General features: G+C 35.5%; 22 protein-coding genes and 1 pseudogene. 10 read left to right on the top strand and 13 right to left on the bottom strand.

What is annotated here, in order from left to right; genetic code table 11:
* Nucleotides 1-56: 56 nt before the first annotated feature.
* The 4 genes from U9M49_RS04505 to U9M49_RS04520 form a co-directional block, all read right to left on the bottom strand.
* Nucleotides 57-2510: an ABC transporter permease gene (locus tag U9M49_RS04505; RefSeq protein ID WP_322909371.1), complete on the bottom strand. Its 2454-nt coding sequence runs from the start codon at nucleotides 2508-2510 to the stop codon at nucleotides 57-59.
* Nucleotides 2497-3183, bottom strand: a complete 687-nt coding sequence (locus tag U9M49_RS04510) for an ABC transporter ATP-binding protein (RefSeq protein WP_322909372.1) — start codon at nucleotides 3181-3183, stop codon at nucleotides 2497-2499. Before U9M49_RS04510 ends, U9M49_RS04505 begins: the two co-directional genes overlap by 14 nt.
* A gap of 105 nt (nucleotides 3184-3288) precedes the next feature.
* Nucleotides 3289-4200 (bottom strand): HAMP domain-containing sensor histidine kinase, encoded by a 912-nt coding sequence (locus U9M49_RS04515; protein ID WP_322909373.1) that lies wholly within the window; start codon nucleotides 4198-4200, stop codon nucleotides 3289-3291.
* Nucleotides 4188-4853 (bottom strand): response regulator transcription factor, encoded by a 666-nt coding sequence (locus U9M49_RS04520; protein WP_322909374.1) that lies wholly within the window; start codon nucleotides 4851-4853, stop codon nucleotides 4188-4190. Before U9M49_RS04520 ends, U9M49_RS04515 begins: the two co-directional genes overlap by 13 nt.
* Before the next feature lie 388 nt (nucleotides 4854-5241).
* Between U9M49_RS04520 and U9M49_RS04525 the strand changes: the two genes are divergently transcribed.
* Nucleotides 5242-6195 (top strand): calcium/sodium antiporter, encoded by a 954-nt coding sequence (locus tag U9M49_RS04525; RefSeq protein ID WP_095373243.1) that lies wholly within the window; start codon nucleotides 5242-5244, stop codon nucleotides 6193-6195.
* Nucleotides 6196-6272: 77 nt separating this feature from the next.
* Here U9M49_RS04525 and U9M49_RS04530 read toward each other — a convergent pair whose 3' ends face one another.
* The 5 genes from U9M49_RS04530 to U9M49_RS04550 all read right to left on the bottom strand — a co-directional run bounded on the left by U9M49_RS04530 (nucleotide 6273) and on the right by U9M49_RS04550 (nucleotide 12486).
* Nucleotides 6273-7025, bottom strand: a complete 753-nt coding sequence (locus tag U9M49_RS04530; RefSeq protein WP_322909375.1) for a class I SAM-dependent methyltransferase — start codon at nucleotides 7023-7025, stop codon at nucleotides 6273-6275.
* A gap of 259 nt (nucleotides 7026-7284) precedes the next feature.
* Nucleotides 7285-8337, bottom strand: coding sequence for a zinc-binding dehydrogenase (locus U9M49_RS04535; RefSeq protein ID WP_095373241.1), 1053 nt, complete (start codon nucleotides 8335-8337; stop codon nucleotides 7285-7287).
* 12 nt (nucleotides 8338-8349) lie between these two features.
* Entirely contained in the window at nucleotides 8350-9846 is a 1497-nt protein-coding gene (locus U9M49_RS04540) for an aldehyde dehydrogenase family protein (RefSeq protein WP_095373240.1), read from the bottom strand.
* Nucleotides 9847-9861: 15 nt separating this feature from the next.
* Nucleotides 9862-11475, bottom strand: a complete 1614-nt coding sequence (locus tag U9M49_RS04545) for an NAD(P)/FAD-dependent oxidoreductase (RefSeq protein WP_322909376.1) — start codon at nucleotides 11473-11475, stop codon at nucleotides 9862-9864.
* A gap of 54 nt (nucleotides 11476-11529) precedes the next feature.
* Complete coding sequence (locus U9M49_RS04550; protein WP_322909377.1) at nucleotides 11530-12486, bottom strand: alpha/beta hydrolase; 957 nt, start codon at nucleotides 12484-12486, stop codon at nucleotides 11530-11532.
* Between the two features lie 174 nt (nucleotides 12487-12660).
* On the opposite strand from U9M49_RS04550, the gene U9M49_RS04555 reads away from it, so the two are divergent.
* Together U9M49_RS04555 and U9M49_RS04560 are read left to right on the top strand one after the other, a co-directional pair.
* Nucleotides 12661-13365 carry a helix-turn-helix transcriptional regulator gene (locus tag U9M49_RS04555; RefSeq protein ID WP_307313787.1) on the top strand — a complete coding sequence of 235 codons (705 nt, stop codon included), beginning with the start codon at nucleotides 12661-12663 and terminating at the stop codon, nucleotides 13363-13365.
* A gap of 418 nt (nucleotides 13366-13783) precedes the next feature.
* Nucleotides 13784-14308 carry a sodium:solute symporter family transporter gene (locus U9M49_RS04560; protein WP_322909378.1) on the top strand — a complete coding sequence of 175 codons (525 nt, stop codon included), beginning with the start codon at nucleotides 13784-13786 and terminating at the stop codon, nucleotides 14306-14308.
* Nucleotides 14309-14734: 426 nt separating this feature from the next.
* On the opposite strand, the gene U9M49_RS04565 is transcribed toward U9M49_RS04560, so the two are convergent.
* Complete coding sequence (locus U9M49_RS04565; protein ID WP_095373236.1) at nucleotides 14735-15283, bottom strand: TetR/AcrR family transcriptional regulator; 549 nt, start codon at nucleotides 15281-15283, stop codon at nucleotides 14735-14737.
* 171 nt (nucleotides 15284-15454) lie between these two features.
* On the opposite strand from U9M49_RS04565, the gene U9M49_RS04570 reads away from it, so the two are divergent.
* The 5 genes from U9M49_RS04570 (at nucleotide 15455) to U9M49_RS04590 (ending at nucleotide 21725) form a co-directional block, all read left to right on the top strand.
* Nucleotides 15455-16930 (top strand): DHA2 family efflux MFS transporter permease subunit, encoded by a 1476-nt coding sequence (locus U9M49_RS04570; protein ID WP_095373235.1) that lies wholly within the window; start codon nucleotides 15455-15457, stop codon nucleotides 16928-16930.
* A 526-nt stretch (nucleotides 16931-17456) separates the two neighbouring features.
* The gene (locus U9M49_RS04575) at nucleotides 17457-18443 is read left to right on the top strand and encodes a metal-binding protein ZinT (protein WP_322909379.1); all 987 of its coding nucleotides are present in this window, start codon (nucleotides 17457-17459) and stop codon (nucleotides 18441-18443) included.
* A 79-nt stretch (nucleotides 18444-18522) separates the two neighbouring features.
* The gene (locus tag U9M49_RS04580) at nucleotides 18523-20052 is read left to right on the top strand and encodes a metal ABC transporter solute-binding protein, Zn/Mn family (RefSeq protein ID WP_322909380.1); all 1530 of its coding nucleotides are present in this window, start codon (nucleotides 18523-18525) and stop codon (nucleotides 20050-20052) included.
* A 177-nt stretch (nucleotides 20053-20229) separates the two neighbouring features.
* Nucleotides 20230-20946: a metal ABC transporter ATP-binding protein gene (locus U9M49_RS04585; RefSeq protein ID WP_281203043.1), complete on the top strand. Its 717-nt coding sequence runs from the start codon at nucleotides 20230-20232 to the stop codon at nucleotides 20944-20946.
* Nucleotides 20883-21725, top strand: coding sequence for a metal ABC transporter permease (locus U9M49_RS04590; RefSeq protein ID WP_281203044.1), 843 nt, complete (start codon nucleotides 20883-20885; stop codon nucleotides 21723-21725). The genes U9M49_RS04585 and U9M49_RS04590 overlap by 64 nt, the downstream gene beginning before the upstream one ends.
* Before the next feature lie 267 nt (nucleotides 21726-21992).
* On the opposite strand, the gene U9M49_RS04595 is transcribed toward U9M49_RS04590, so the two are convergent.
* The 3 genes and pseudogenes from U9M49_RS04595 to U9M49_RS04605 all read right to left on the bottom strand — a co-directional run bounded on the left by U9M49_RS04595 (nucleotide 21993) and on the right by U9M49_RS04605 (nucleotide 24150).
* Nucleotides 21993-22532, bottom strand: a complete 540-nt coding sequence (locus tag U9M49_RS04595; protein ID WP_322909381.1) for an HAD-IIIA family hydrolase — start codon at nucleotides 22530-22532, stop codon at nucleotides 21993-21995.
* Nucleotides 22516-23109 (bottom strand): histidine phosphatase family protein, encoded by a 594-nt coding sequence (locus U9M49_RS04600; protein WP_322909382.1) that lies wholly within the window; start codon nucleotides 23107-23109, stop codon nucleotides 22516-22518. Before U9M49_RS04600 ends, U9M49_RS04595 begins: the two co-directional genes overlap by 17 nt.
* A 460-nt stretch (nucleotides 23110-23569) precedes the next feature.
* A pseudogene (locus U9M49_RS04605) lies at nucleotides 23570-24150 on the bottom strand (GNAT family N-acetyltransferase).
* A 557-nt stretch (nucleotides 24151-24707) separates the two neighbouring features.
* On the opposite strand from U9M49_RS04605, the gene U9M49_RS04610 reads away from it, so the two are divergent.
* The gene (locus U9M49_RS04610) at nucleotides 24708-25160 is read left to right on the top strand and encodes a DinB family protein (protein ID WP_322909678.1); all 453 of its coding nucleotides are present in this window, start codon (nucleotides 24708-24710) and stop codon (nucleotides 25158-25160) included.
* Between the two features lie 371 nt (nucleotides 25161-25531).
* Entirely contained in the window at nucleotides 25532-26092 is a 561-nt protein-coding gene (locus U9M49_RS04615; protein ID WP_322909383.1) for a DUF2268 domain-containing putative Zn-dependent protease, read from the top strand.
* The last annotated feature ends 14 nt before the right edge of the window (nucleotides 26093-26106 follow it).

A 26106-nucleotide genomic window follows, 5' to 3' on the forward strand; every position in this document is an offset into this window, starting at 1 on the left:
GAACTCATTTTTCATTTAAGACTTTTACAGTCAAATGGCAATAGGGATGGACACGTTTAATACATATTTTCCTTCAATCGCTCAGTAATTGATTGTTTTGTCATTTTTTTGTAGGTTAGTAATGGAACTGTCACACAAATAATGACTACGACTAATGACACAAGTACCATTGGGGTGACTGGGAACTGATAGACTGCATATTTTGAGACTGAATTAAATAAAGTGAATAATCCATAAGCTATTCCATTTCCTAATGTCCATACTAATCCCAAGGAAAGCATAGCGTAATATGCGCCTTCAATCGCAACCATCTTATTCACTTGCTTCCTTGTCATGCCAATACTTTCTAATACAGATAACTCTTGTTTTCGGTTGATTATTCCGGTAAACATGATATTAATAAAGTTCACAATGCCTATTAAGGCAAGTAGAACAGAAAACCCACCACCAATAAGTGAGATTGCAATTTTTGATAGCTGCAGATTATCACGTAGGGCTTCTTTTGTTTCGATTTGGAAATCACCGTATTTCTCAGATATCTGTTGGATTTGTTGATGGACTTCCTTGTCTTTTCCTTTTTCGACGGACACATAGACCGACCCGATCACTGGTTGAACTTTACCATTGAAGGTATTCATAAATTTTTCCGGTACTATTAAGGTCGGTGCCCAGTGATTAATTCCGGATGATCTTAGAGAGATTGGTAGGTAGCCTCCAAAATTAACTTTATATTCTTTACCCGAGATTGGATGAGTGATATCAAAATGAATTGGAAGCTCATAGGTTCCCTCCATTGATTGACTTAAATAGACCGTATTTGACTTGGGTAAATCTATATTGCTAGTTATTTCACTGGTCTGAATACTAAATAAACGTACGAAATCCTCACTTTCTAAGCTAATCATTTCACCCTCAAATCGCTTTGCCAGATCTGCTTTTGAAATACTATCCTTAGCCCAATTATAATAAGATGAAAATTCATCCGAAAATTCTGCTTTATATTTAGATTCGTACTGCGGCATAACAGCAGTAACTCCAGGAACTGCTTTAACTTCATTGATTAGTTTGCTCGATAAATTGTAAATTGGTTCAAATTCCCCATCATCACCAACCATATAGCTATTGCGCATTTCAATATCGCTTACCATAGTTCTGGACACATAATTCTCAATATCCAAGCTTTCAACAACTGTAAAAACCGATAAAAATGTTGTTAAACCAAAGAATAAGGACATAAAAACTACAGTGGTCCTTTTACCATGTCGGAAAATGTTTCTCCATGCCATTTTCCCTATTTTTCCACCATGGGTTGTTAACTTCGTTTTTTTATTTTGAATTTTTATATCTGTATAACGAGTTGCTTCTACTGGTGATATCTTCCCAACCTTTCGGGCTGGTTTCCATACACTAATAAGAACAGTCATAAATGCGAAGAAACTACTTAATATAATGAGTACTAACTGTACTTGCCAATATCTAAAGAAATGGGGTAGGCCGCCATATAAAGCAAAACCAAAAGCTAAAGCGATAGCTATGGCACTACCAATTGGAATACCAATGACAGAAAGGCTCAATGCTTGTCCTCTAATAATTTGTTGAAGCTGTTTAGCAGTAGTTCCAATTGTTTTCAAAAGTCCATATGACCGAATATCGTGTGAAATCGATAGATAAAAGATATTATAAATAAGTAAGTATCCACTAAACATAATAAGGAGGATAACTACTCCAATACCTACAAGCATCAACATTTGATCACTTGATCCAGATAAATTAAAGTATGTTGCAAATGCTTGAGAATCAAGTGTTTTTATTTGCTGTTCTAACCGTTCTACTTCATCTTCTGCGGTTATTCCTCTTTTAAACTGAACATCTGCATACCCGTTATTTTCTATGGTGTGATTTGTACTTTCTAAGTAGGCTTTTGAAACAAACCCAATACTGGTTAAAGGATTATTTGAAGCTAGTGGATCAGTAAACCACCCTGTAAGAATAAATTCCTGCATAACCTGATTCCCGTGCTCATCAGAAATCGGTAATTCAATTTTCAATCCCTTTTTCGGTGTTGAACCAGTTAAATGGTTAACTGCTTCAACCGAGAGCATGATTTCATTTTGCTTTTTCGGGTATTCTCCCTTTATTGGATATAATGCATCTTGCTTCATTTGAAATGCTTCTTTTGATAAGTAACTTAATTCAATACAATCATCATCCATTTCACTACTTGCAACTTGTGTAATTTGACCTATTCGTTCAACTGAAGATGATTTATCTAAAGTAGATAACTGTAATTCTGTCGGATTGGTTAAATATGCATCAGCTGCTGTTCCCGCAGATTGAATCCAATTTACTTCATTGAACCGATAAGCATTCATGCCAAAAAGGATCAAGGCACTCAGCATAAAACTTGTTAAAATAATCGCCAGTAATGCTACTTTATTTCTAGACTTATTTTCTTTCAGTAAACGTTTAGATAATGTATGAATGACCTTTCGATTATTAACCTTTAGCATAACCCATACCACCTACGATCTGACCATCCGCTATTCGTATGGTGCGATCAGCCATTTGCGCAATTTCTTCGTTATGTGTAATCATGATAATTGTCTGTTTAAAACGCTCACTTGTTACTTTTAATAAGCCAAGGACGTCTAAGCTTGTTTTACTATCCAGGTTGCCTGTTGGCTCATCTGCAAGTATAATGGACGGTTTTGTAGCCAGTGCTCTTGCTATAGCAACACGCTGCTGTTGTCCTCCTGAAAGTTGATGAGGAAGATTGTATACTTTATCCTTCAACCCTAATAATGTAATAATCTCCTGAACATATTCCTCATCGACCTGATTACCATCTAATTCTATTGGCAAAACAATATTTTCATATACATTTAGGACGGGGATTAAATTAAATTGTTGAAAAATAAAACCGATTTTACGTCTGCGAAAAATAGTTAATTCATCAGGACTTAAGGCAAATAAAGATTGACCATCAACGATTACCTCACCTGAATCTGGAAAATCCAAACCACCAAGCATATGGAGTAAAGTGGATTTCCCACTACCTGATGTCCCGATTATCGTTACAAATTCTCCATGCTCAATTTCTAAGGTAACATGATCTAATGCTTTGACAATATTCGTTCCACTACCATAGAGTTTTTTTAAAGCGTTTGCTGTAACTATGTTCAAATGTCTCTCCTCCAAAATACTTGTTTGTTAACAATGTGATTGTAAAAATTAAATCTTTCTATGTTCTTTCTGAAATCTGTCACAATTGAAAGAAATGAAAAGTATTTATGATTTTGGAAGAAAAACTGAAAACAATGATCCTTGATTTTGCTTAGAGGCAACTTTAATATAACCACCTTGGAGCATAATAATTTCTCTTGTCAAAAACAAGCCAATCCCTACACCTTCCATATGATACACCTCTTTAGAGCGGAAAAAACGAATAAAAATCTTGTTAATTTCAGATTCTTTTATACCAATGCCTGAGTCCTGGATATCTATCCTACAGAAGCTATCATATTCAAGTACCTTAATTGTTATTTTTCCTGCTTCTTTCGTATATTTATTAGCATTATCAACAATATTTAATAACGCCTCTTTTGTCCATTTATAATCAAAACTAGCTTGTTCTAGCCCACATTGAAGATGAATACTTTGTTGCTTCTCGTTAAACATGGGCTGCAAATCTTTAATAATATCTTCTAGTAAAGGTCTCAATAACTGTCGTTTTGGCGTCACATGGATCATACCGGTTTCTAATCGCGAGGTATTTACTAAGGCTTGTACTAAAAAGCTTAATTTTGTCGTTTGATGGTTTAATTGATTAATATAAGTCTTTCCATTCACTGATAAGCCTTCTTCATCTAACAGTTGCCCATAAAGCATAATATTGGATATGGGTGTTTTAGTTTGATGGGCTATATCAGATATTAATGTCTTTATCTCGTCACGTTCTTTTGAAAGCTGTTCTTTAGATGTCCCACTTTCTAAGAGATACTGCCTCATCTTTGATTCTATCGCGGATAATTTTGACTCATCATACGTCGACTCTCTGAATTGTCCGTTCTTAGCTGATTCAATCATCTCAGATAAGCGATTTAACATTCGGCTCATTTTTCGCTCATAATACCATTTCCCAAATAGCCATGTGCTTATAATAGATACAATCATCACCAACAAAACAGCTATTTTTTCCATGAGTAGCCTATCCCGTATACTGTTTCAATTCTATTCTCTACCCCTAACTTATCTCTCAGCCTTTTAATAGCAACCGAAAGAGCATTCTTCTCAACAAATGCTGATTCATCCAACCATACCTTATCTATCAACAGTTCTCGTTGTAGAGTTTGCCCTCTATTGATGATTAATAAGCGCAACAATTTCTGTTCCGTCTTGCTTAATTCTATTGGCAGTGATTGATTCATAAATTGCATTTTTTCAAAGTTGAAATAAAAATTTCCGATTTGATAAATATCTGTATTCTGATGAGATTGTTGTCTACGGAACACCGCTGAAACTCTTGCCCGTAAGATCATTAAACTGAATGGTTTCGTTATATAGTCATCGGCACCAAGTTCTAACCCTCTCACAATATCGACTTCAAGATCATTTGCTGTCAGAAAGATGAAAGGACACAAGTCATTCTTCATCATAGCTTGAATCCATTCAACACCATTTCCATCTGGCAAATTAATATCTACAAGCATCAAATCATATATATCCTTATGTAAAGCAACAGTCGCTTCTTCTAATGTATATACTTGAGTAAATGAATAATTATCTTGTTTCAAACTCAGGGTAATGCCTTGATTCAGTGAAATATCATCCTCTATTACTAAAATTTTTTTCATCCTTACGCTTCCTTCCTAGAGACAATTGACATAAACCTGTCCCCCTTTTATTTATCCTTTCCATACTAGACGTATGTAAAAATGCATTCATCAGTTTTAAGTAAAAGCTACAAGTTAGCACCTCAATCAGGGAAAATCATCTTCTTTACATATTAAGTACTTCTCAGAGTTTGTGCAAACAACATCAGCTATTAACAATTGAACACGCTTCCCTTTATCTTGACCTTTTAGTGCTTGTTTCCCATTGCTTTGAAATTTCATTGATTAATGATAAACGCTTCATTTTTTCAAACATAATTAATATACATCCATAACAAATTCATGGTATAAACAGGTGTAGGAAGAAAATAATAGTAGGTATCCATATATGTAAAAGGGAGCGTGGATGATGACTTATATTTTATTACTTGTTGGATTCGCATTATTGATTAAAGGGGCTGATCTTTTTGTTGACGGTTCTTCCAATATTGCTAGGTTGTTAAGAGTCCCGCCCATTTTAATTGGGTTAACGATTGTGGCATTTGGTACAAGTTCACCTGAGGCTACTGTTAGTATTATTGCGGCACTTGAAGGAAGTGCAGATGTTTCACTAGGGAATGTACTTGGAAGCAATATCTTTAATATCACACTTGTGGTCGGTGTTACAGCCTTTTTATATCCATTGAAAGTACAAAGTGAAACCATAAAAAAAGAAATCCCTTTCACATTACTTGCAAGTGTTACTTTGCTCATTCTTATGAGTGATGTGGCATTACAGGGTTTTGATAGTAATTTACTTACTCGTAGTGATGGTCTTGTCTTTTTATTATTTTTATCTATATTTCTGTACTATGTCATTGAAATTGGTCTAAAAAGTAGGCAGAATAAAGAAAATATAACTACTCCTAAAGACATTACGTGGGGTAAAAATATATTCATTTCGATTTTAGGTCTGGCGGCCATTATTTTTGGTGGGAATTTGGTCGTTAACAATGGGACAGAAATTGCGTACTCCCTCGGTATGAGTGAAACATTAGTAGGGTTAACAATTGTTGCAATAGGGACCTCTCTACCGGAGCTAGTAACTTCAATTACTGCAGCGTTAAAAAAAGAGAGCGAAATCGCTTTGGGTAATATTGTAGGTAGTAATATTTTTAATATTTTATTTGTACTTGGTGCCTCGGCAACCATCTCACCATTAGCCGTAAATGATAAAGTCTTTATTGATGTCATTCTTATGATAATCTTAACGATTGTTCTATTTATATTCTCGCGGACCAGTTTTAAAATCGGCAAAAGAGAAGGGTTCATTCTCGCTGTCGCATACATTATTTATTTGGTTTATATTATTATTCGTAATTAAAAAATGCTATAAAATAATTGAATGTGCATGATAAAAAAAGACTTCCATTTCTAGTTTGAAAGTCTTTTTTGTTTACCCTATATGTTTGGCTTACGACATTTGATAATAAAGCTAGTCGGTAATAGACTAGCTTTATCAGGTGAATACCAGCCATTACTATGTCTTTCTTTATCTTCTTCTGTTATACAGACCTCTTCGATTATTTGCTCAATATGAAAGCCAGAAGCAATAAGTAAATTTATATATGTACTTAATTTATATTGTTGCATTGTTGCTGGTTCCTGCCATGCATGATGATTATAAGCACCTTCCTCATGATAGCTTTTAGTCATAACGAGTTGTCCATTTTCGTGGCTCATTCTATTATATAGTGGGTGCTCCCAACTAAAGATAAATAAACCACCATCATTTAAATATTGAAAGACATTGGCCAATGTCTTTCTTAAATCCGTCGACCATCCGATCGCGTATATTGAAAAGACAATATCAAAATACGCACTTGGAATACCAGGATTCTCTTCCATTGGAGACTCAAATAATTGAATCGATGTATTACTTTCTGCTAATAAGTGCTTAGCTGTTTGAATTTGCACATGAGATAAATCAAGCCCCCATAACTCACTAGGAGATTTTCCATCTAAATATTTGATTGAATGACCACTCCCACATCCTAATTCCAATATCCTCTTTCCTTTCACCTCACCGAATAACTGTAAATCTTCTTCTGTAGGTGCGAACGGACCATATTCAGGTAGCGGGTTTCTAGCAAAAAAACGCTCTGCGGCTTTATCCCAACTTTTTTTGTTTTGTACTAACGTTTCATTATTCATACTTTCACCTCTTAAGAACATACATTCGACTATTGAGTAGTGAAACCCTGCAAATTATTTTCGTATTTTAAAAAAAAGCGATATATACATACCATTGTGTATTATTCTTTTAGTCCTTTCCTTTCAGTTCTTTCCACCTAGCAATAGCCACATTCACTCGATGTGCATTTATAATTAACTATTCTAGCATGTTGCAAGATTTAAAATTTTTCTAAAAAAATTGAAAAGAGCATCCTAAAAATTAGGACGCTCCATTACTTTATGCTGTTACAGTGCTTTTATCGAATTCTGTTACAATGTAAGTTCCTGATGTATTAAAATTGCTCATTTCTTCAAAGATTTTTGTTACTTCTGATAAACTGATTTCTGCTGTTACCATCTTACCTGGTGTTATTTTCCCTTGCAATACTAAAGGAAGTAATGAATCAAAACGGTGATTCGGCATCCCTAAAGTTCCGATAAATTGGATTTCTTGCATAACCATTTGATCAATAGGTAAGGCAATCTTTCCGCCTTCAACCTGTGTTGTCACTCCAACTTGCAAGTGACGACCACGTTTAGCTAAACTATTAATCCCATTTAAACATGTATCTGCAATACCAAGGGCATCAATTGATACATTCGCCCCACCACCAGTGATTTCCTTCACTGCATGAACCGGATCTACTTCTTTACTATTAATCACTACATGTGCTCCCATTTGCTTAGCCAACTCTAGATTCTTTGGATTAATATCGACACCAATGACGGTTGCACCAATGGAAGCAGCAATATTAATGGCATTTAAGCCCACTCCTCCACATCCATAGACCACTACCCACTCACCTGGTTCCACTTTTGCTCGATCGACTACTCCATGAAAAGCTGTCATTAAACGACAACCTAATGCAGCACCATCTAGAAAACTAATTTCATCTGCTAAAGGAATAATATTGCGGTCACCCAATGGAACTCCTACATACTCCGCATACCCCCCATTGTAAGTCGAACCCGGAATAAAGGAAGAGTGACAGAGGTTAGAGTGGCCTTGTAGGCAATAAGGACATGTACCATCACTACCAGAGAAAGGAACGATAACGCGGTCTCCTTTTTTATAGTTTTTCACATTTTTACCTACTTCTTCGACAACACCAGTAAATTCATGACCTAATATTTTTTGGGTAATCGGTATATCTCCTGCCCAGTAATGCCAATCACTACGGCAAACGCCATTTGCTTTTACCTTTACAATCACCCCATTCTCATCAATTGTAGGGTCAGCGACCTCTTGAACAATTGCATTTTTTATTCCTTCAATTACTAATGCCTTCATAACATCAGCTCCCTATCCATGGTTAATGGCAACACTTTTTACTTTTGTATAAGCTTCTATACCTGCTAATCCTAATTCCGACCCTATTCCACTTTGCTTAAATCCAGTTAATGGGATATTGTCATCAGTTAAATAATATTCGTTGACCCAAACAGAACCAGCATTTAATGAATCAACCATTTTATGGGTTGTCTCTATATTTGTCGTCCACACACCTGAAGCTAGTCCATATTCTGTAGCATTCGCTCTCTCAACGACTTCCTCGATTGAATCAAAAGGCATAATGCAAAGGACAGGACCAAAAATCTCCTCATAGACAGACTGACATTTTTCATCAAGTCCTTCGATAATTGTTGGTAAATAGAAGTTTCCTTGTTGAAGATCTGGACTATCAGGTCGTTTCCCCCCGGTGAGAATGGTAGCTCCATCTTTTTTGGCAAGTTCAACATATTTTTCTACAGTGGTTATTTGGTTTTTCGAAATGAGTGGCCCCATTTGAGCATTTGGATCAAGAGGATCACCTAAAACAAAGCTTTCTGCTATTTCAACAAGCTTCTCCTTGACCGTATCGTAAACAGAACGTTCAATATATAGTCGTGAGCCTGCCGCACACACTTGCCCTGTATTCATGAGGATCGCTTTTATAGCGCCAGGAATCGCTTTGTTTAAATCCGCATCTGCAAAGATTATGTTTGGCGATTTGCCCCCTAGTTCGAGCGTGATTTTCTTTAAAGATTTCGAGGCTTTTTCCATAATTCGTCTTCCCACACTAGTTGAGCCTGTGAAACCGATTTTATCGATATCAGGGTGTGATGTAATCGCTTCCCCGAGCTTCCCTCCTGCACCTGTAACAATATTAACCACCCCAGGGGGAAAACCAGCTTCTTCTATTAATTTACCAATATATAAAGTAGATAAAGATGTTTGTTGTGAAGGTTTTATCACAACAGTATTCCCGGCTGCTATTGGAGCAGCAATCTTCCAACATGCAACTAAAGCAGGGAAGTTCCATGAGGTGATCTGACCACAAACACCAAGGGGTTCACGTTTAGTAAATGCATGGATATTTCCACCACTAGTTAGTTCGAGAGTATTGCCATAAAGCTTTGTTGCCCAACCAGCATAGTAACGAACATGATGTACTGCATTCTCTGCAAAGCCACCTGCAACTGCAAGTGTACCACCATAATCAAGGGCATCCAGTTGCGTAATAACTTCTAAATTTTCTTCTAATAAATCCGCTAGCTTATTTAATAATCTAGCTCTCTCTCTTGGAGCTGTATTTTTCCAGCTACCTTCAAAAGCTCGTCTGGCAGCCTTTACTGCTACATCGAGATCTTCCTCATCCCCTTCATAGATTTTTGCCAGAATTTCATTCGTTGTTGGGTTAATAGATTCATACACTTTCCCCTTAATTGCCGGAACCCATTTGCCATTTAAGAACATTTCCTTTGTTCCACTTAAAAACGCTTGAACGATCGGATTAATTTCTAACGTAGTATTGGCCATGCTCATTCCTCCTAATCAGACTTGAATTTTATTAACTCCTAAAACATATCCTTTGTAACCCTGTTGAGAGACCTTGTTACATATTTGGCGATAATTGTCTAAACCACCTAAATAAATTAAGAAATCTGGTGACTTTCCATCAATATTAGATCCTGTATACCAGGACGCTGTTTTTGTAAATAGCGTATTATGGGCAAGCTCTGTACAATCCTTACTCCATTGCCTTTGTGCATCCTCAGTTGGCTCAATCGTTTTCAGATGATGTTGACGCATGTACTTTAGGCAATCTGATATCCATTCAACATGTTGTTCAATGGCTGACGGTACATTGGTTAAAACAGAAGGACTTTGTGGCCCAGTAATCGTAAAAAAATTTGGGAATCCTGCTAAGCCAAGTCCTAAATACGTCTCAACTTTTTTCCCATTTTGCCACTTGTCTCTAAGGGACAGCCCTTTACGTCCTTTTATATCTAGTTTCAATAGCGTCCCTGTCATGGCATCATAACCAGTTGCAAAAACAATCAGATCTAGTGGATATTCTTTTTCCGTTGTTTTAATTCCGTTTTTTGTTATACACTCAATTGGTTGCTGTTGTAAATTTACTAATGTGACATGTTCTTGGTTATACGTATCATGATAGTTTGTATCTAAGATTGGGCGTTTTGTTGCGTAGTAATAATATGGAAGGAGATCTTCAGCAACTTCAGGATTTTTAATTTTTGCACGAATTTTATTTCTAAGAAATTCTGATACTAACTCATTTGATTTCTCATTAATCGTTATATCATTAAATGCATTGTTTAAAATCATCCCCCCTTTGTCCCAAGCATTTTCTAAGATTGTATTGCGTTCCTCTTCTGACGTTTCTACTATGGATTTGGTTGCTTTAGGAATGGGTAATCCTGAAGGTGAGGTTAACATGATTCTTCGTGCTGAATGAAACTCATCTTTAAATTGTTCAACTTCCTCGTGCGTAAATGAACGATTTCTAGTTGGTACAGAATATTGCGGTGTTCGTTGAAATACATAGACTTCTTTCGCAGTTTCTGCAATAACAGGAATCGATTGTACACCACTAGAGCCTGTGCCAATCACTCCCACACGCTTGCCTTTAAAATTAACGTCAGTATGTGGCCATTCACCGGTATGGTAGCTTTGACCTTGAAAATCTGCAATCCCTTTAAAGTTGGGAATACTTGAGGTGGATAGGCAGCCGACGCCTGAAATTAAGTAAGTTGCTGCAAACTCATCACCTTTTCCCGTTGTAATGTGCCACATTGAATGTTCTTCATTCCAAACGGCCGATTTGACTTCCGTATTAAATTGCATATATTGCCTAACATCTAATTCATCAGCTACGAAATTCAAATAGCTTAAAATTTCATCTTGACCAGCAAACCTTTTAGACCAAGACCACTTTTTATATAAATCCTCTGAGAACATAAAATTATAATAAAAACTATCTGAATCACATCGGGCACCAGGATACCTAGCGACATTCCACACGCCACCAACTCCAGCTGCCTTTTCAAATGTCTTTACAGAAAAACCGTCTTCGTGTAATTTATACGTCATATAGATTCCAGAAAAGCCAGCACCAATCACTACAGCGTCAACATATTGAGTCATTCCTTATCCCCCTTTGTAGTGTAATAGATGATTTTTAGAACATATGATCTTTAGCTACTTATTTACTGCTTTCTCTCCCCCTTGGTGGACATTATTTAAAAATTTCACAATATGTTGAACAGACTCTTTTGTTTCTTCTTCAAAGAAATCCATATTACTGTAATAACCATGGACTGCCCCTGATATCACTTCATATTGAACAGGTACACCGTCTCGTCTTAACTTTTCTGCATAAGCAATTCCCTCATCTTTTAGAACATCATTTTCCGCTGCGATAATAATAGTTGGGGGTAGCCCTTGAACAGTATCGTATTTTAATGGTGATACATCGGGATGACTATACATTTTTTCATCACCTACATAATGGAAACCAAACCATTTCATAAGATCTCGATCGAGACCATATCCCTCAGCAAATTCATTATAAGAATTGGTATTGAATTCCAAGTTTGTGACTGGGTATATAAGAACTTGTGATTGAATGGATGGCCCATTGTTTAAAGCTCTCTTGGCAATAACCGTGGATAAGTTCCCACCAGCACTATCTCCACCAACAGAAACTTTAGTTAAATCTACATTAAGCTCTTCTGCATGATTAGCTACCCATTCTAGTGCTGTATAGCAATCATTCATTGGAATGGGAAATTGATTTTCCGGAGCAAGACGATAATCCACAGAGATAACTACCGTTTTAGCCTCTGTCGCTACTAATCGATTGGCCGCTTCAAACATTTCAACAGAACCAATGACCCAACCGCCTCCATGATAATAAACTAGTGCTGGAAAAGGCCCTTCTCCTTCCGGTGAATAAATACATAATCGTATTTCTGCTCCATCATTTACTTTAATTAAGCGCTCTTCTCTGCGATGAATATGAGGTAGAATATTTTGTTCAGGTATTGGGGCATTTTTCTGAATTTCCTTTAATTCAATTGGATCAAATGATTCGATTTTCGGACCAGAATAAAAGCTCTCCAAATACAATTTTGCTCTTTCAGATAAACTTGCCAAATGATCTCCTCCTTTTTACTCAGAAAATTGTAATCGCTTACAATGATATTGTATAATCTAAATATTCTAACAACTATTCCTACTTTTTGATAAAACAGTACATACTTTAAGTCAAATTACAAATAAACTATGCCATTAGGTAATGAATATATAAGACTAAATTAAAAAAGGAGAGTGTATTTATTGGTTAAATTAGATAAATGGGAAAGTAACGTAGATAAAATAAAGGCAGCTATCAATCAAGAGCATAAAATTAAAATAATATTGGAAAGCTTTCTTACTGATTTTTCATTAAATGAAGCGATGTTATTTCGATATTCTCCGATAGACCACTTAGCGGAGGGGATACTTTCTGCTACTAAGTCAGAGTTCAAACATATTTCCTCTATAAGGGATGATATCACTTCTATTCCGGCCATATTCAAAGCTATTAAAACGAGAACACCACAATATTACGAAGGAAATAACTTCCATTTAAATATATCAAAAAAATATATTATCGCAGATAACCAAGATGCTCTATTGGTTGTTCCTATCATATTTAACCAAGTTGTCATTGGCTATTTTCTGGGATCCCAATTTAAGAAGCCCTTTGACCTTAAACTATTAATAGAAGCAACTTTATTTAGCAAGGACATTGGGGAAATTTTATTCAATCAATTTAATTTTATCGAGGAGGCAGAAATAAAACTATCGAAACGTGAATACGAAGTAATGAAATGTACTGCAAGCGGTTATAGTACGAAACAAATTGCCCATATATTAGAGATTAGTGAAACGACGATTAAACAATATATCAAAAGTGTCATGGCAAAAACCAATACATTAAATCGAACACATGCTGTAGCGTTTTTAATTCAAAAAAATATTCTTAAATAAGATGGGATTTTGTTAGAATCTCTTTACGTTCTTGTGAAAAAATACAGCTCATAAAAGTATCCTTTTATATAATGTAGAATAAGGTTTTGGATAAAAGAAATACCCCTCTATAAAAGATGGAATTTTCATACTTTTATTCTATCTAAAAGGGAGCATATCATTATAATCTAATATTTGTTTTCTAGTATAATATTTCGTCTTAACGGAATCAAAATCGGATAGTTCTTTAAATCACTTGAATTAAACTCATAAAATCTTCCAAGATTGCATTGTAAAGCCTTAAACACTTAGCTAACTTCTAAAATGAATATTGCTTGCCTCCCTAATTTTCGTTAATTACCAATTGTAGAAACTAAATATATTAATATAAATCACTCTTTCTAGCTCTATAATCACACCATTTTGGAACTCCTGGTTAATGACGTTAGAAGCATTATTTATCGGGATGTTCGCTCATACCCGTGGTTTAGTACCAGGCTTAACAGTTGAAACAAGTGATCGGATTATTCCGTTATTCTTCTCTACTTATGCACTGGTATTTGGGGCGATTGTAGTAGCAGCTGTAATTGCAGCGGGAATCTCGTCTATTAATAGGGCGTTATTATCATCTGCTAGGTTATTAGTTAATGATATTTATGCCCGATTTATCAAAAAGAACGCTTCTTCTGCTGAGATTTACCTTGAAGAAATATCATCAAGACCTGAATTTCAATCATTAGAAAATGAACTAACGAGTGGAGGTAGCTCCATCGTCAACCCACTTAGGCAATTTATAGCCGAGCCTGTATACGGAGAAGAAAAGATTATTTATGCCGATATTATTCTCGACCAAATAGCAGAAAGCAAATTTGACTTTGATGTATTTGGCCATTATGCAAGGCCTGATATCTTTCAACTGACTATCAATGAAAAAGAACAGGAAAACGTCGTTTGGAAAGGATAAAATGATAAAATGCTCGCTAAGATTTTGATTTTCTAAGCACGAACCAGGGGATTCTAGGGTTAGATCTAACCCTAGAATTCCCTATATAAACTTGGTAACCAATTTTAAAATCATACTAAATAAGTATAATAGCAGTAGTCAAAAATACCGGATGTAATAATTATACATTATTTTAAACTATTAGGATTTGTAAATGACTTTCACTATTCACACTCCTATTTGTTATAGCTTTAAATAAAAGAATGAACTATAAAAACTGTTTGTACTACTAAGTTAGACTTATGTGATTTATGTTTCATAGGTTTATCTACCCATTGCGACATTTTTTACATCTATTACCTTAAAATATAGATATGTATAGTTGAACTCATATCAACACCGTTTGGTAAACAGATACCATATACAAGTTATAGTCATTTAGCAACACTACACTTTGTACATTAAATATATCTGATCTGAAATATACTCTGAACTATAGTGAATCCCCTTTCGTATCCACCACATAATGATGCCTACTAAAGAGGCAGTTTTAATTTCAATGGAAACATAATCGTCAGGTAAATCTTTCTCTGTATTCTCTCTTCGTACTTCTATTAATTTTCTTATCTGTAGAAATAATTGATCCTCAAACTGATTTAAATTGAATAAAGTTTGTAAATAGTTTCGATGGATATACAAGAAATCTAATAAATGTGTTAGTTGCTGTTTTTCTGTTAAATCTTTTACTTGAATTAATGAAAAGATTCTAGAAGAAAGATCATTTACTAGCTCTTCTGTCACTTGCGTTAATAAGTCTTCTATATCTAAATAATGCAAGTAAAATGTGGTTCGATTTAAGCCTGCTTTTCCAGCTACTTTCTGAACTGTCAAATTCGAAATGGTGTAGCCTTCCTCTCCTAAGAGAGAGAGTACAGATTTTTTAAACATTTCTTTTGTACGTATGGTACGTGGATCTTCTTTTTTAGAATTAGACATTTATAACTCCTTCGTATATTTTCATTTGACTTCAACGACAACTACTGATCAATATGTCGATTAGTATACACTCGCAAATAAAACTGTTCATGGTCATCAAATTATATATTTGTTACTATAAATTTTATCGACGTCATGTTGATAATGCAAATTGGAGTAAGGAGTATATATATGGAAAAGGAAATAACCAAAAGAAGTAAAAATATTTTAATGGTTGTATTAATTGCTGGCTGCTTTTTATCAACATTAAATCAGACTTTATTAAACGTGGCTATGAGTGGTTTTATGGACATTTTTGAAGTATCCGCTGCAACTGTACAATGGTTATCAACGGGATTTATGTTAGTAAACGGGGTTTTAGTACCGATAACAGCATTTTTAATGAAACGATTTACAACTAGACAGCTGTTTATTAGCTCGATGTTCTTTTTATTGTTTGGTTCAGTCCTATGTGCTTGTTCAATCAATTTCGGCATGTTATTAACAGGAAGAATGATTCAAGCCATTGGTGCTGGCATTATCATACCTTTATTAATGACAGTTGTTTTGTATTTATATCCGATTGAAAAGCGTGGAAGTGTTATGGGTACTATTGGCTTTGCGATGATTTTTGCACCAGCTATTGCTCCTACATTATCCGGTTTTATTATGGAATTTTCATCATGGAGATGGCTATTTATTGGAATAACTCCTTTTATATTAATCGTTATTATACTTGCCTTTAAATATTTAATGAATGTGGCAGAAACATCAAAAGCAAAGTTAGATATTCTAAGTGTCATTTTATCAACATTTGGTTTTGGTTCTATTTTATTTGGATTTAGTAGTGCAGGAAGCAAAGGCTGGGATGACCCTGTTGTTATTACGACCATTATTACCGGATTAATTGTTACGACTTTATTTTGTTCACGTCAATTGACTTCCAAAGATCCATTGTTAAATCTCTCTATATTTAAGTATAAAATATTTACACTCACATCACTAATCAATGTACTAATTACTATGATTATGTATGCTGATTTAATCCTACTACCCATCTACTTACAGGATGGTCGAAGTTTTACAGCTTTTGAAGCAGGTTTACTTTTATTACCTGGTGCGATAATTAATGCTTTCTTATCACCGGTCACAGGTAGGATGTATGATAAATACGGCGCCAAGCCACTTTTTATAACAGGTCTAGTGTTTATTATTATTGCGATGTGGGGCGTGATTGATTTATCAGCATCAACTACCTATTTTTATTTATTGTTACGAACATGTATTTTACGAATTGGCTTAAGCTTTATTACGATGCCTATAAATACAGCGGGTTTAAACGCGTTACCAAGAGAGTTAGGTTCCCATGGTTCAGCAGTAAACAATACTATTCGTCAATTAGCAGGTGCGATTGGTACTGCAGTAGTTATCACGATTTACACCATTCAATCTACATCTTATGCTCAAGAATTATCCCTTGAAAATGGGCATATTTCTGCCGTTCAACTTGCTAAATTGGCATCTATCTTTGGCTCAAGTAGTGCCTATATATTTATGTTAGTTTTATCTTTTGCGGCACTAATTTTAGCATGTTTTATGCCTACTCAAAAAGCAAAGAATCACAAAAATACAACTAAAAAAAATGTATTTAAACAAAGCCCCAATTAATTTACAAAAATTAGCATACCTAACGTTTTTATCAGGTATGCTATTTTTTGTACACTTAATAAATAGCAAACACACAAAATAGTACTCTCATTTTATTACTAAAATCTTACTCTCTTATTATCCTCACCTACCTAAAACGAACTGTGACTCTGCATCTTCAGATTTATCTTCTAGAGGAATAATTCTTAGTCATTTTTACTTATTCAGCACTACTCTTCTTGCTATTAAATCTGATCGCATTTTTCATAAACTAATTTTCCTCATTTATTAATAACTTTCTTTTTTGAAAGTGAACCAAACAAATTATTTTGCTCTCTTTTCAGCTAATGAAATATCAATCTTCTTTTAAAAATTATATATTCATATTGACAAACCACTAAAAACATTATACTCTTTAAAACGTAATCGTTACGATTAAACAGAAAAGACATGCATCTGAGGAAATCATACTCAATACATATTGATCAGCCTTCTAAAAGTATATTCTTTAAAACGTAATCGTTACGATTAAATCCAACGCGAAAGGATGTTTATTTTGAAAAGACCGTATTTATATTTAAGTGTATTGGCTTTAAGTTTAGCATTAGTAGCTTGTCAAGATTCAGAAAAAACAGCAACTACTAACAGTACTTCTGCAGAAGAAGGGGAATCTACAAATGATAATGCAACTTCAGCAGAAACAGCAGATATTGCGATCGATGGCTTAGGTGATCATTATCACACTGGGGATACCATTGAATTGGCTGCTGTATTAAGTGAAGATGCTGATTATGATCACTGGCATTGGTATACAAGAGAAAGTGGTCAATCAGAATGGGAGGTTGCATCTGGTCAAGAAGGTGACACCTTCTCAGGCGAAGCAAGCGTCGATGGTTTAGAAATTAAAGCAGCTCTTTACAACGATAATCATGAGGTATTTGCTGAATCAGAACCGGTAACTATTGTTATTGATGATCATCATGGGAATGATGAAGAAAGCAAACAAATTTATCAAGGGTATTTTGATGATGATCAAGTAGCAGATCGTGAATTAACAGACTGGGAAGGCGATTGGCAGTCTGTCTACCCTTACCTTTTAAATGGTGATTTAGATGAAGTCTTTGCACATAAAGCTGAAGAAGGTGACATGACTGCGGAAGAATACAAAGACTATTATACAGAAGGTTATGTAACAGACGTCGAGCGTATTGTTATTGATCATGGTAATGTAACGTTTTACAAGGACGGAGAAGAGTTTTCTGGAGACTACGAATATGATGGCTATGAAATTCTGACTTATGAAAAAGGAAATCGCGGTGTTCGTTTTATCTATAAACTTGCAGAAAAATCTAATGAGATGCCTCAATACATTCAATTTAGTGACCATATCATATCCCCTCAGAAATCTAGTCATTTTCATCTTTATTGGGGAGATGATCGCGAGAAATTATTGGAAGAAGTAACTCACTGGCCGACTTATTATCCATCTAACTTAGACGGCGATGATATTGTCCGTGATCAATTAGCCCATTAATACTTTGGAGAAGAGATGGATTGGTCCTCTCTTCTCTCTACTTTTGCAACACATTCTAACAAGGAGATTCATAGATAAAATGAAAAAACACCAAACTATATTCATATGTTTTACCGTGATAGCATTTCTTTTTGGTTGTCAGTCTCAAAATTCAAAAGAAGTTGGAAATAAGAATGAATCTGAAATAACTGTTGTCGCTTCCTTCTTACCGATGTATGAATTCACCAAACAAGTAGCTGGTGATCGAGCAAATGTTCAACTTATGGTTTCAGAAGGTCAAGATACCCATCACTACGAGCCTAGTGCCCAAGATGTAGCTGCTGTCAGTCAAGCAGATGTGTTTGTCTACAGTAGTGAAGAAATGGAGTATTGGGTAAAGAGCCTACTTAATACGGTAGAGAACAACAATCTCGTTATAGCACGTGCTGCAGACGGTCTCTATGAATCAAACCATGAAAATGTGCATGATGAACACGACTCAACTGGAACAGAACAAGTGAAGATCAATGGGGTAGCAGATCATTACCATACGGGTGATGAAATTCAACTTTCAGCTGAATTAATAGGAAATGCCGATTATGATCACTGGCATTGGTATCAGCAGTTAGATGAGAGTGAAGAATGGGAAGCTATTTCTGAGCAAAGTACTGAAACGTTGACAATGGTTGCTCCAGATAAAAGTTTAAATATTCGTGCTGTTATTTATGATGATAATCATAATAAATATGCAGAATCAGAGCCAGTAGAAATTAATATTGATAACCATGATAACCATGTAGACACTGAACATAACCATTCCAAGAAGGAAGCGGAAATAAACATTAAAGGGTTAGCAGATCATTATCATACAGGTGATGTTGTTACATTAGAAGCTGTGCCGACTGATTCATTCAATCATAATCATTGGCATTGGATGATGAGAGAAGATGCTAACCAAGAATGGAAAGCAGTACCAAAACAAGTAACCGATCATTTTGAGTACAAAACCACAGGAAAAAGCTTTGAATTGAAAGCTGTTCTTTATGATGATAAACATCATATTCAGGCAGAATCTAACCCTGTATCTGTGTTAATTGATGATCACGAAGAACAAGATCCTCACATATGGCTTGATCCAGTTTTAGCACAAAATCAAATCAAAGCGATTCGTGATGCCTTAATTGAGGCAGATCCAGGTGGAGAAGAAATATATGAGAAGAATGCTGAATCCTTTATGAATGAACTTAAGGATCTAGATGAGGAATATCAAACTACTTTAAAAGATGCGAAAAATCGTGTTTTTGTCGTGCAACACCAGGCATTTGGCCATCTGGCGAAACGTTACAACCTAGAACAAATTGCGATTGGGGGATTATCTACAGAAGTTGAGCCCAGTCCTTCACGTATTGCGGAAATCGGTCATTTAGTCGAAGAGAATAACGTACCTGTGATTTATTATCAACAAGGAGCGAGCTCCTCCATTGCTCAAACCGTTGCATCAGAGACAGGAACAGACACAGCTGTATTGTATGATTTAGAGGTACTTTCTGAAGAATTATTAGAAAATGACTTAGGTTATATTGAAGCTATGCGTCATAACCTTAAAGCATTGCAACTTAGTGTACATTAGAATCAATTGGTGAAGGCGGTTATTTAAAAAAGGCTAACTAACCAAGGTTTGGGTTTGCATCATTCTAGTTAGCCCATCTGGTTAATTTAACTTCTATCTATTAGATAAAGAATCAGATAGACGATCCTGCAATCCTTCCACCTTATTTTTGGAAAATGAAGAAAGGTAGATGAAAAAGTGTTCTATATAAAAGTAGATGATCTCTCTTTCCACTACGAAAAAGAACCCGTCTTAACAAATATTTCATTTGAGCTAAACCCGGGTGATTTTGTCATGTTAACCGGTGAAAATGGCGCCGCAAAAACAACTTTGTTACGTAATATCTTAGGATTGCTTAAGCCTACTATGGGGGAAGTTACGCAGTCTCCTACGAATCGATATGGTGAGAAGTTAGTGGTTGGATATGTTCCCCAACAAGTATCTTCATTTAATATTGGTTTTCCTAGTACAGTCTTAGAATTAGTTCAATCAGGACTCTATCAAAGGGGCAAGTGGTTTAAAAAGTTGACTGAAGCGGATAAAGATCAAGTGAAACGATCCCTTGAATCTGTAGGATTATGGGAGATGCGTCATAAAAAAATTGGTGAATTATCAGGAGGCCAAAAACAACGAATATCGATCGCACGTGTATTTGCTACAGATCCGGACTTATTTGTTCTAGATGAACCTACTACAGGAATGGATAAAAAATCACGGGAGGAATTCTACCAATTATTGCGACATCAAAGTGAAATACACGAAAAAGCAATTCTGATGGTGTCGCACGACCACGACGAATTACGAAATTATTGTAATAAACATATTGAACTTGTTCGAAAGGAGGAATTGCCTTGGAGATGTTTCTCTATGAATTCATGCAGAGAGCTTTCCAAGCCTCGATTCTCATCTCTTTAATTGCCCCTATGCTAGGCTTGTTTCTCATACTACGGAGACAGTCTCTGATGGCAGATACTCTAGCTCATGTTTCTTTAGCTGGTGTAGCACTTGGATTATTAGTTAGTATCAATCCGACTTGGACGAACATTATCATGGTGGTGATCATTGCGATCTTACTGGAATACTTACGTATGTTATATCGCACCTATTCAGAAGTTTCAATTGCTATTTTAATGTCTGGCGGGATGGCCTTAGCATTGTTTTTAATGAGTTTGAACCAAGGTGGAACTACACTTAATATCAATCAGTTTTTATTCGGTTCTATCGTAACAATTAGCACACAACAAGTATGGATGCTCTATCTCTTAGCGGGAATCATCGTCATACTATATATCATTTTCCGTAAGGCGATGTACGTTTTAATATTTGATGAAGAAACAGCGTTTACTGCTGGATTACCAATCAAAACGATGTCGATTGCCTTTAATGTATTAACCGGAGTAACGATTGCTATTATTATGCCTATAGTTGGCTCCCTGCTCGTATCCGCCATTTTAATTCTTCCTGCAGCCATTTCTATGCGATTGAGCCGTAGCTTTGCAAGCACAATTCTATTAGGGATACCTATTGCGTTGACTGGTATGTTAAGTGGTTTATTTACATCTTATGAGTATGGTACGCCTCCGGGTGCCACTATCACTTTAATCTTATTGGCCCTATTTGTGATAGCAATCATAGTAAAAAAAGTGATGAAACAAAACCAAAAAGAAAAAATCACTTTGAAAGAACAGCAATAAATGGTACAACATCATAAAACCAAGCTTCATAAGGTTCTGGTTCTATGTCTTGTTAGGGTGGGGATACTATCTCCACCCTTAATTTATCTTATAGATACTTTTATTTAGAGTATTTATATTCAGAGGTTAAGTAGTTTTTTAACTCTCCACTTAAACTTTGTTCTATTTACCTTTACCTCTAGATAAATTTCAACATTCATTTAAGATATTTTTCAAGTATCATAATATCTTATCTGTTTGAAATAGCGTTCCGTACATATCGAACATTTATATATACTCTCGATGAATAACGTTCATGGCCTCGTCTATCCCTTCAACAACCTTATCCAACTCAATGTCTTTGAGTCTCTCCTGGTGCTCTTTTAATGTTTGCTCTCCTGCCCCAGTTTTGACTAAGATTTTCATTGCACCTACTTTTGAAGCGGCAACCATATCACTCCAGCGGTCGCCAATTACGACGGTTCGAGCTAGGGAAAGCTTATAATCTTCTGCTGCTTGCTGGAGCATTTCAGTATTTGGTTTGCGACATTTACATTCCGCTTCAGGGGCATGAGGGCAAATATACACTTGATCGAATCCGAAAGAAAGTAATTCGTGAATAAATGCCGTTTTTGTCGTTAATCCTTTCGCAATTCCAGGTTGGTTCGTGAAAGCAAAAACCTTTATTCCCTTTTCCTGTAACTTGCTTATATTTTCTTTTACACCGGGAAAGAGTCTAAATTCCCCAGGATAATGGATGGTGTCATCGCCACCAATTGTGCCATCTCTATCTAAGAAAACGGCTTGTATTTTATTGTTTTTCTTCATGATGACTGTTCCCCCATAGGCGATTAACCGTTAACAGTTTTTCTTCAGCAAAAGCCATCTCATAAATATCAGGTTTTGTTGTTTGTTGAAAAAATTGAAAATCAAACTGTTTTTGAAAGTAATTCATTATAATCGTCATGATATTTCCATGTGTCCCAATAACAATAGATTCTCCCTTATAATTGTTTAAAATCTCTTTTATGACTGGAATAGAACGTTCTTGTGCGGCAACTCTGGATTCTCCTCCAACTAAACAGTAATTTTTGTCTTTAAATGACTGCTCAATGGCGGATAATAATTCCTTTTCTTCTGCATGGTAATCGAGCCCCTTAATTGGTCTTTCTCTTAGATTTTCATATGTTTTGATTTGTAGTTGCCTATTTTCTGCAACCTCTCGAACAGTCTCTATTGCGCGTGTATATGGACTAGAGATGACTCTATCAATCTTTTTATCCTTTAAAATCTCAGTGACCTTAATTGCTGCTTCTCTTCCCCTTGGCGATAAACCTCTCGTTTTCTCCTCACCAAATATAAACGGCGATTCTGCATGTCTAACCATATAAATTGTCGTTACCATAGATTTCCCCCTATCATTCTCTATAAGACTCGAAAAAAAATTCCGATAATTTCGAGTCTTATAGTTAACGTAAATCCAAATATATAAAATTCTTTATACAATCTTTACTCTTCTTTTTACGCTAAGAATCGAGCAAAATGACATTCTTTATTCTGCTCCACCCTCATGTTTATCTTGACCTAGGGAAAAGAAAAGCCTGCAAATAATCGAGCACCATATGGAAGCAACACCTCATAAGTAAGTGCGATTAACCCTGCTTTGCTATTTTACTTATCCAATTGAGGATAAGAAGGACCAAAAAAATGAAGTACGAGATATCTATACCTCTTTATTTACAGTAGTTGAGTTGAGAAGGTTAAAAATGGGGAACTATAAATTTGCGAAAGGCATGGTGTGAAACATCCAACATGCCTTTTCTTTATTCTATTTAATCTTTATCATACTTATAATAGATTTGGTTTTACAGAAACTTCTCATAACAAAAACATTCATATGCTCGCTTATACTGTGACTTCACTTCTTCTTTGTTATCACCGACATAATGCGCGAAGATTGTCATTGGTAGGATATTTTTTTCTTTGCTATAAATGACATCACTACCCTCTTCTTCATTGATATAAAGATGAAGATAGGAGTAATCACTAGTAAATCCGTTTTGCTGGTACCAACTGTTGACTCCATTATCGTCTCTCGTCCACGCTTCTAACCGATTGATGTTTTTTTACGAGCTATTCGCTCAGCTTCTGTCAGTAATGCCCGGGCAATCCCTTGTCTTCGGTAATCGGGATGGACAGCGATATGCCAAATCATGCCACCGAGTCCACTCCCATGGTAACAAATACTTCTTTCTTCATTTTCATATTCTACATCGATCAAGCCGACAACTGTTTTGTCCATGATAGCTGTGAGTTCAATCGCTTGATTTTCGTAATGCTCTTTTGCAGTTAAAACATTGTCATAATAAGCTGAATCCAAAAAGGCAAGTACTCTACATCTCACCCAACCTATTTCATCCTCTGGTCTATAAGCTCTTATTTCCATTTACTCTCTCCTTAAGTAAAAGAATCCCCTAAACACCTACATGCAATTATTGTTAGATTCATTGTGAACATGGCAATCACTCCTTTCAATATGAAAGTCTTAATGATTAAAGATAAAAGGCATTAAATAAACAAACGAGAAGTCCAGTTTCTATGGATATAGAACCAACACACTTTGCTAAACGGCCTCACATCCCATTCTATAGAACAAGATTGGCGAGAAACAATGCCTTTTTTGTAAAACGAAATAGCCGATTACTATTATTTTGATATTGCTTGGCATGAATGTCTTTCTCTCGAGATTTCAGTTATCCATTTGAAAATAAAAAGAGCACGTTCTTTTTCTCCATGCTTTACCTTACATTTCGATTACAATAAAAAACAGGTGGAAATTTGATACAGATGATTATCTGGTCAATTTATAAATTGTAGCCTATTTTATTTTCTGTATTTCCTATTTTTTCTTGCAATTATTCAACTTCCTATTACTTTTTTTGCTATAATTAATAGTATCATATTTTGGAAAAAATGTAATTTTGTAAGAGGAGTGAAATGATTTTGTTCCAGTTCTTTCAATACAATTGGCAAGTGAGAGATGAATGGTTGACACTGTTGAAAGACATCCCTCCTAATGAACTATTAAAGGAGAGGGTCGGTGGTGTCAAGAGTATTCTTTATACCTTCTTCCATATCATTGATGTGGAGTATAGCTGGCTACGATGTATCAATGGAAAAGAAGATGTACTATTTGATTATAGTGACTATCAGACACTTGATCGTATTCATTATCTATCAAATCAACTAAGAACTGAAATAAGCGCTACCTTTCCTCATGATGTACCTATAGATAAACAAGTATTTATTCCTTGGGACTCTAGTCACCAAAATGTGACTGCGATTCTTCATCATATAATTGCCCATGAAATTCATCATATCGGCCAGTTGTCTATTTGGGCGAGAGAAATGAATTTACACCCTGTCTCTGCTAGCTACATTGGGCGGAAATTTTAATCGGAGGTATCTATGCGTCGTCTTACTTATTTTTGTCTTAGCTTAACAGTGTTGTTTTTATTATGCGGGTGTTCTGAAATGAGTAGGAATGAAAAATTAGAAACGAACTGGTCTTTCCAAACTGAAACCGGACAATCATTTAATATTGTAGAAATCCAACATTTAATGGAAAAGTACATAAAAGATCATGATGAAGAAGATCTATATTCGCAGATTATAAAGAAGCGGTCATTGATCCTATTTATAATGATTGCTTTCTTGACGGCGAATTTCTTCATATCGCTGAAGATGTATTGTCACATAACCCGGAGAATTTCGACAAACTACAAAGAGCCATCGAACGGATGAATAGTAAGGAGGTAAAAGATAACTTGTCAGAAGCATTAGAGCTTTCTGCTGCTGCCTTACCGATAGAAAAGGAAATCAATGTATGCTTACTTCCTGTTTCCTACCCTGGTTTTGGAATGGCAGTAGGATCAGATAAGATTCTCATTTTGTTTGACGAGTACCTTTCCATCGATCGTTTTAAGGTTACACTCGCTCATGAATATCATCATAGTGCCTGGCAAGCTTCATATAGAGGGCCATCTGAGAAATGGACTGTCCTAGATAATATGGTTTTTGAAGGAAAGGCAGTGATGTTTCAAGAGATCATTTACCCTAATCAACAAATGATCAATACAAATGAGATTTATGACCAAGAGGCATGGGATTATGCTTCACCTCATTTCGAAAAAGGAACACTCGAGCACTCTAATGAGATTCTTTATGGCGGATTTGATCCACTGCCACCATTGTATGGCTATTCTGAGGGCTACCGTATGGTGAAAAATTACATTGAGAAAAATCCGAAAATGAGTATTCCGGAATGGACAAAACAAGACGCTGCCACTATTTTCAAAGAAGGTAATCATGAGGAAAACTATGATTAAGATAGGAGAGCTCT

The sequence above is a fragment of the Cytobacillus sp. OWB-43 genome, assembly GCF_034651445.1.
Taxonomy (GTDB): Bacteria; Bacillota; Bacilli; order Bacillales; family Cytobacillaceae; genus Cytobacillus; species Cytobacillus kochii.

Excerpts from the sequence above, each read along its gene's own strand:
- U9M49_RS04505 (WP_322909371.1), bottom strand. The coding sequence starts at position 2,510 with ATGCTAAAGGTTAATAATCGAAAGGTCATTCATACATTATCTAAACGT.
- U9M49_RS04515 (WP_322909373.1), bottom strand. The coding sequence starts at position 4,200 with ATGGAAAAAATAGCTGTTTTGTTGGTGATGATTGTATCTATTATAAGC.
- U9M49_RS04520 (WP_322909374.1), bottom strand. The coding sequence starts at position 4,853 with ATGAAAAAAATTTTAGTAATAGAGGATGATATTTCACTGAATCAAGGC.
- U9M49_RS04525 (WP_095373243.1), top strand. The coding sequence starts at position 5,242 with ATGACTTATATTTTATTACTTGTTGGATTCGCATTATTGATTAAAGGG.
- U9M49_RS04530 (WP_322909375.1), bottom strand. The coding sequence starts at position 7,025 with ATGAATAATGAAACGTTAGTACAAAACAAAAAAAGTTGGGATAAAGCC.
- U9M49_RS04535 (WP_095373241.1), bottom strand. The coding sequence starts at position 8,337 with ATGAAGGCATTAGTAATTGAAGGAATAAAAAATGCAATTGTTCAAGAG.
- U9M49_RS04540 (WP_095373240.1), bottom strand. The coding sequence starts at position 9,846 with ATGGCCAATACTACGTTAGAAATTAATCCGATCGTTCAAGCGTTTTTA.
- U9M49_RS04545 (WP_322909376.1), bottom strand. The coding sequence starts at position 11,475 with ATGACTCAATATGTTGACGCTGTAGTGATTGGTGCTGGCTTTTCTGGA.
- U9M49_RS04560 (WP_322909378.1), top strand. The coding sequence starts at position 13,784 with ATGACGTTAGAAGCATTATTTATCGGGATGTTCGCTCATACCCGTGGT.
- U9M49_RS04565 (WP_095373236.1), bottom strand. The coding sequence starts at position 15,283 with ATGTCTAATTCTAAAAAAGAAGATCCACGTACCATACGTACAAAAGAA.
- U9M49_RS04570 (WP_095373235.1), top strand. The coding sequence starts at position 15,455 with ATGGAAAAGGAAATAACCAAAAGAAGTAAAAATATTTTAATGGTTGTA.
- U9M49_RS04575 (WP_322909379.1), top strand. The coding sequence starts at position 17,457 with ATGTTTATTTTGAAAAGACCGTATTTATATTTAAGTGTATTGGCTTTA.
- U9M49_RS04580 (WP_322909380.1), top strand. The coding sequence starts at position 18,523 with ATGAAAAAACACCAAACTATATTCATATGTTTTACCGTGATAGCATTT.
- U9M49_RS04595 (WP_322909381.1), bottom strand. The coding sequence starts at position 22,532 with ATGAAGAAAAACAATAAAATACAAGCCGTTTTCTTAGATAGAGATGGC.
- U9M49_RS04600 (WP_322909382.1), bottom strand. The coding sequence starts at position 23,109 with ATGGTAACGACAATTTATATGGTTAGACATGCAGAATCGCCGTTTATA.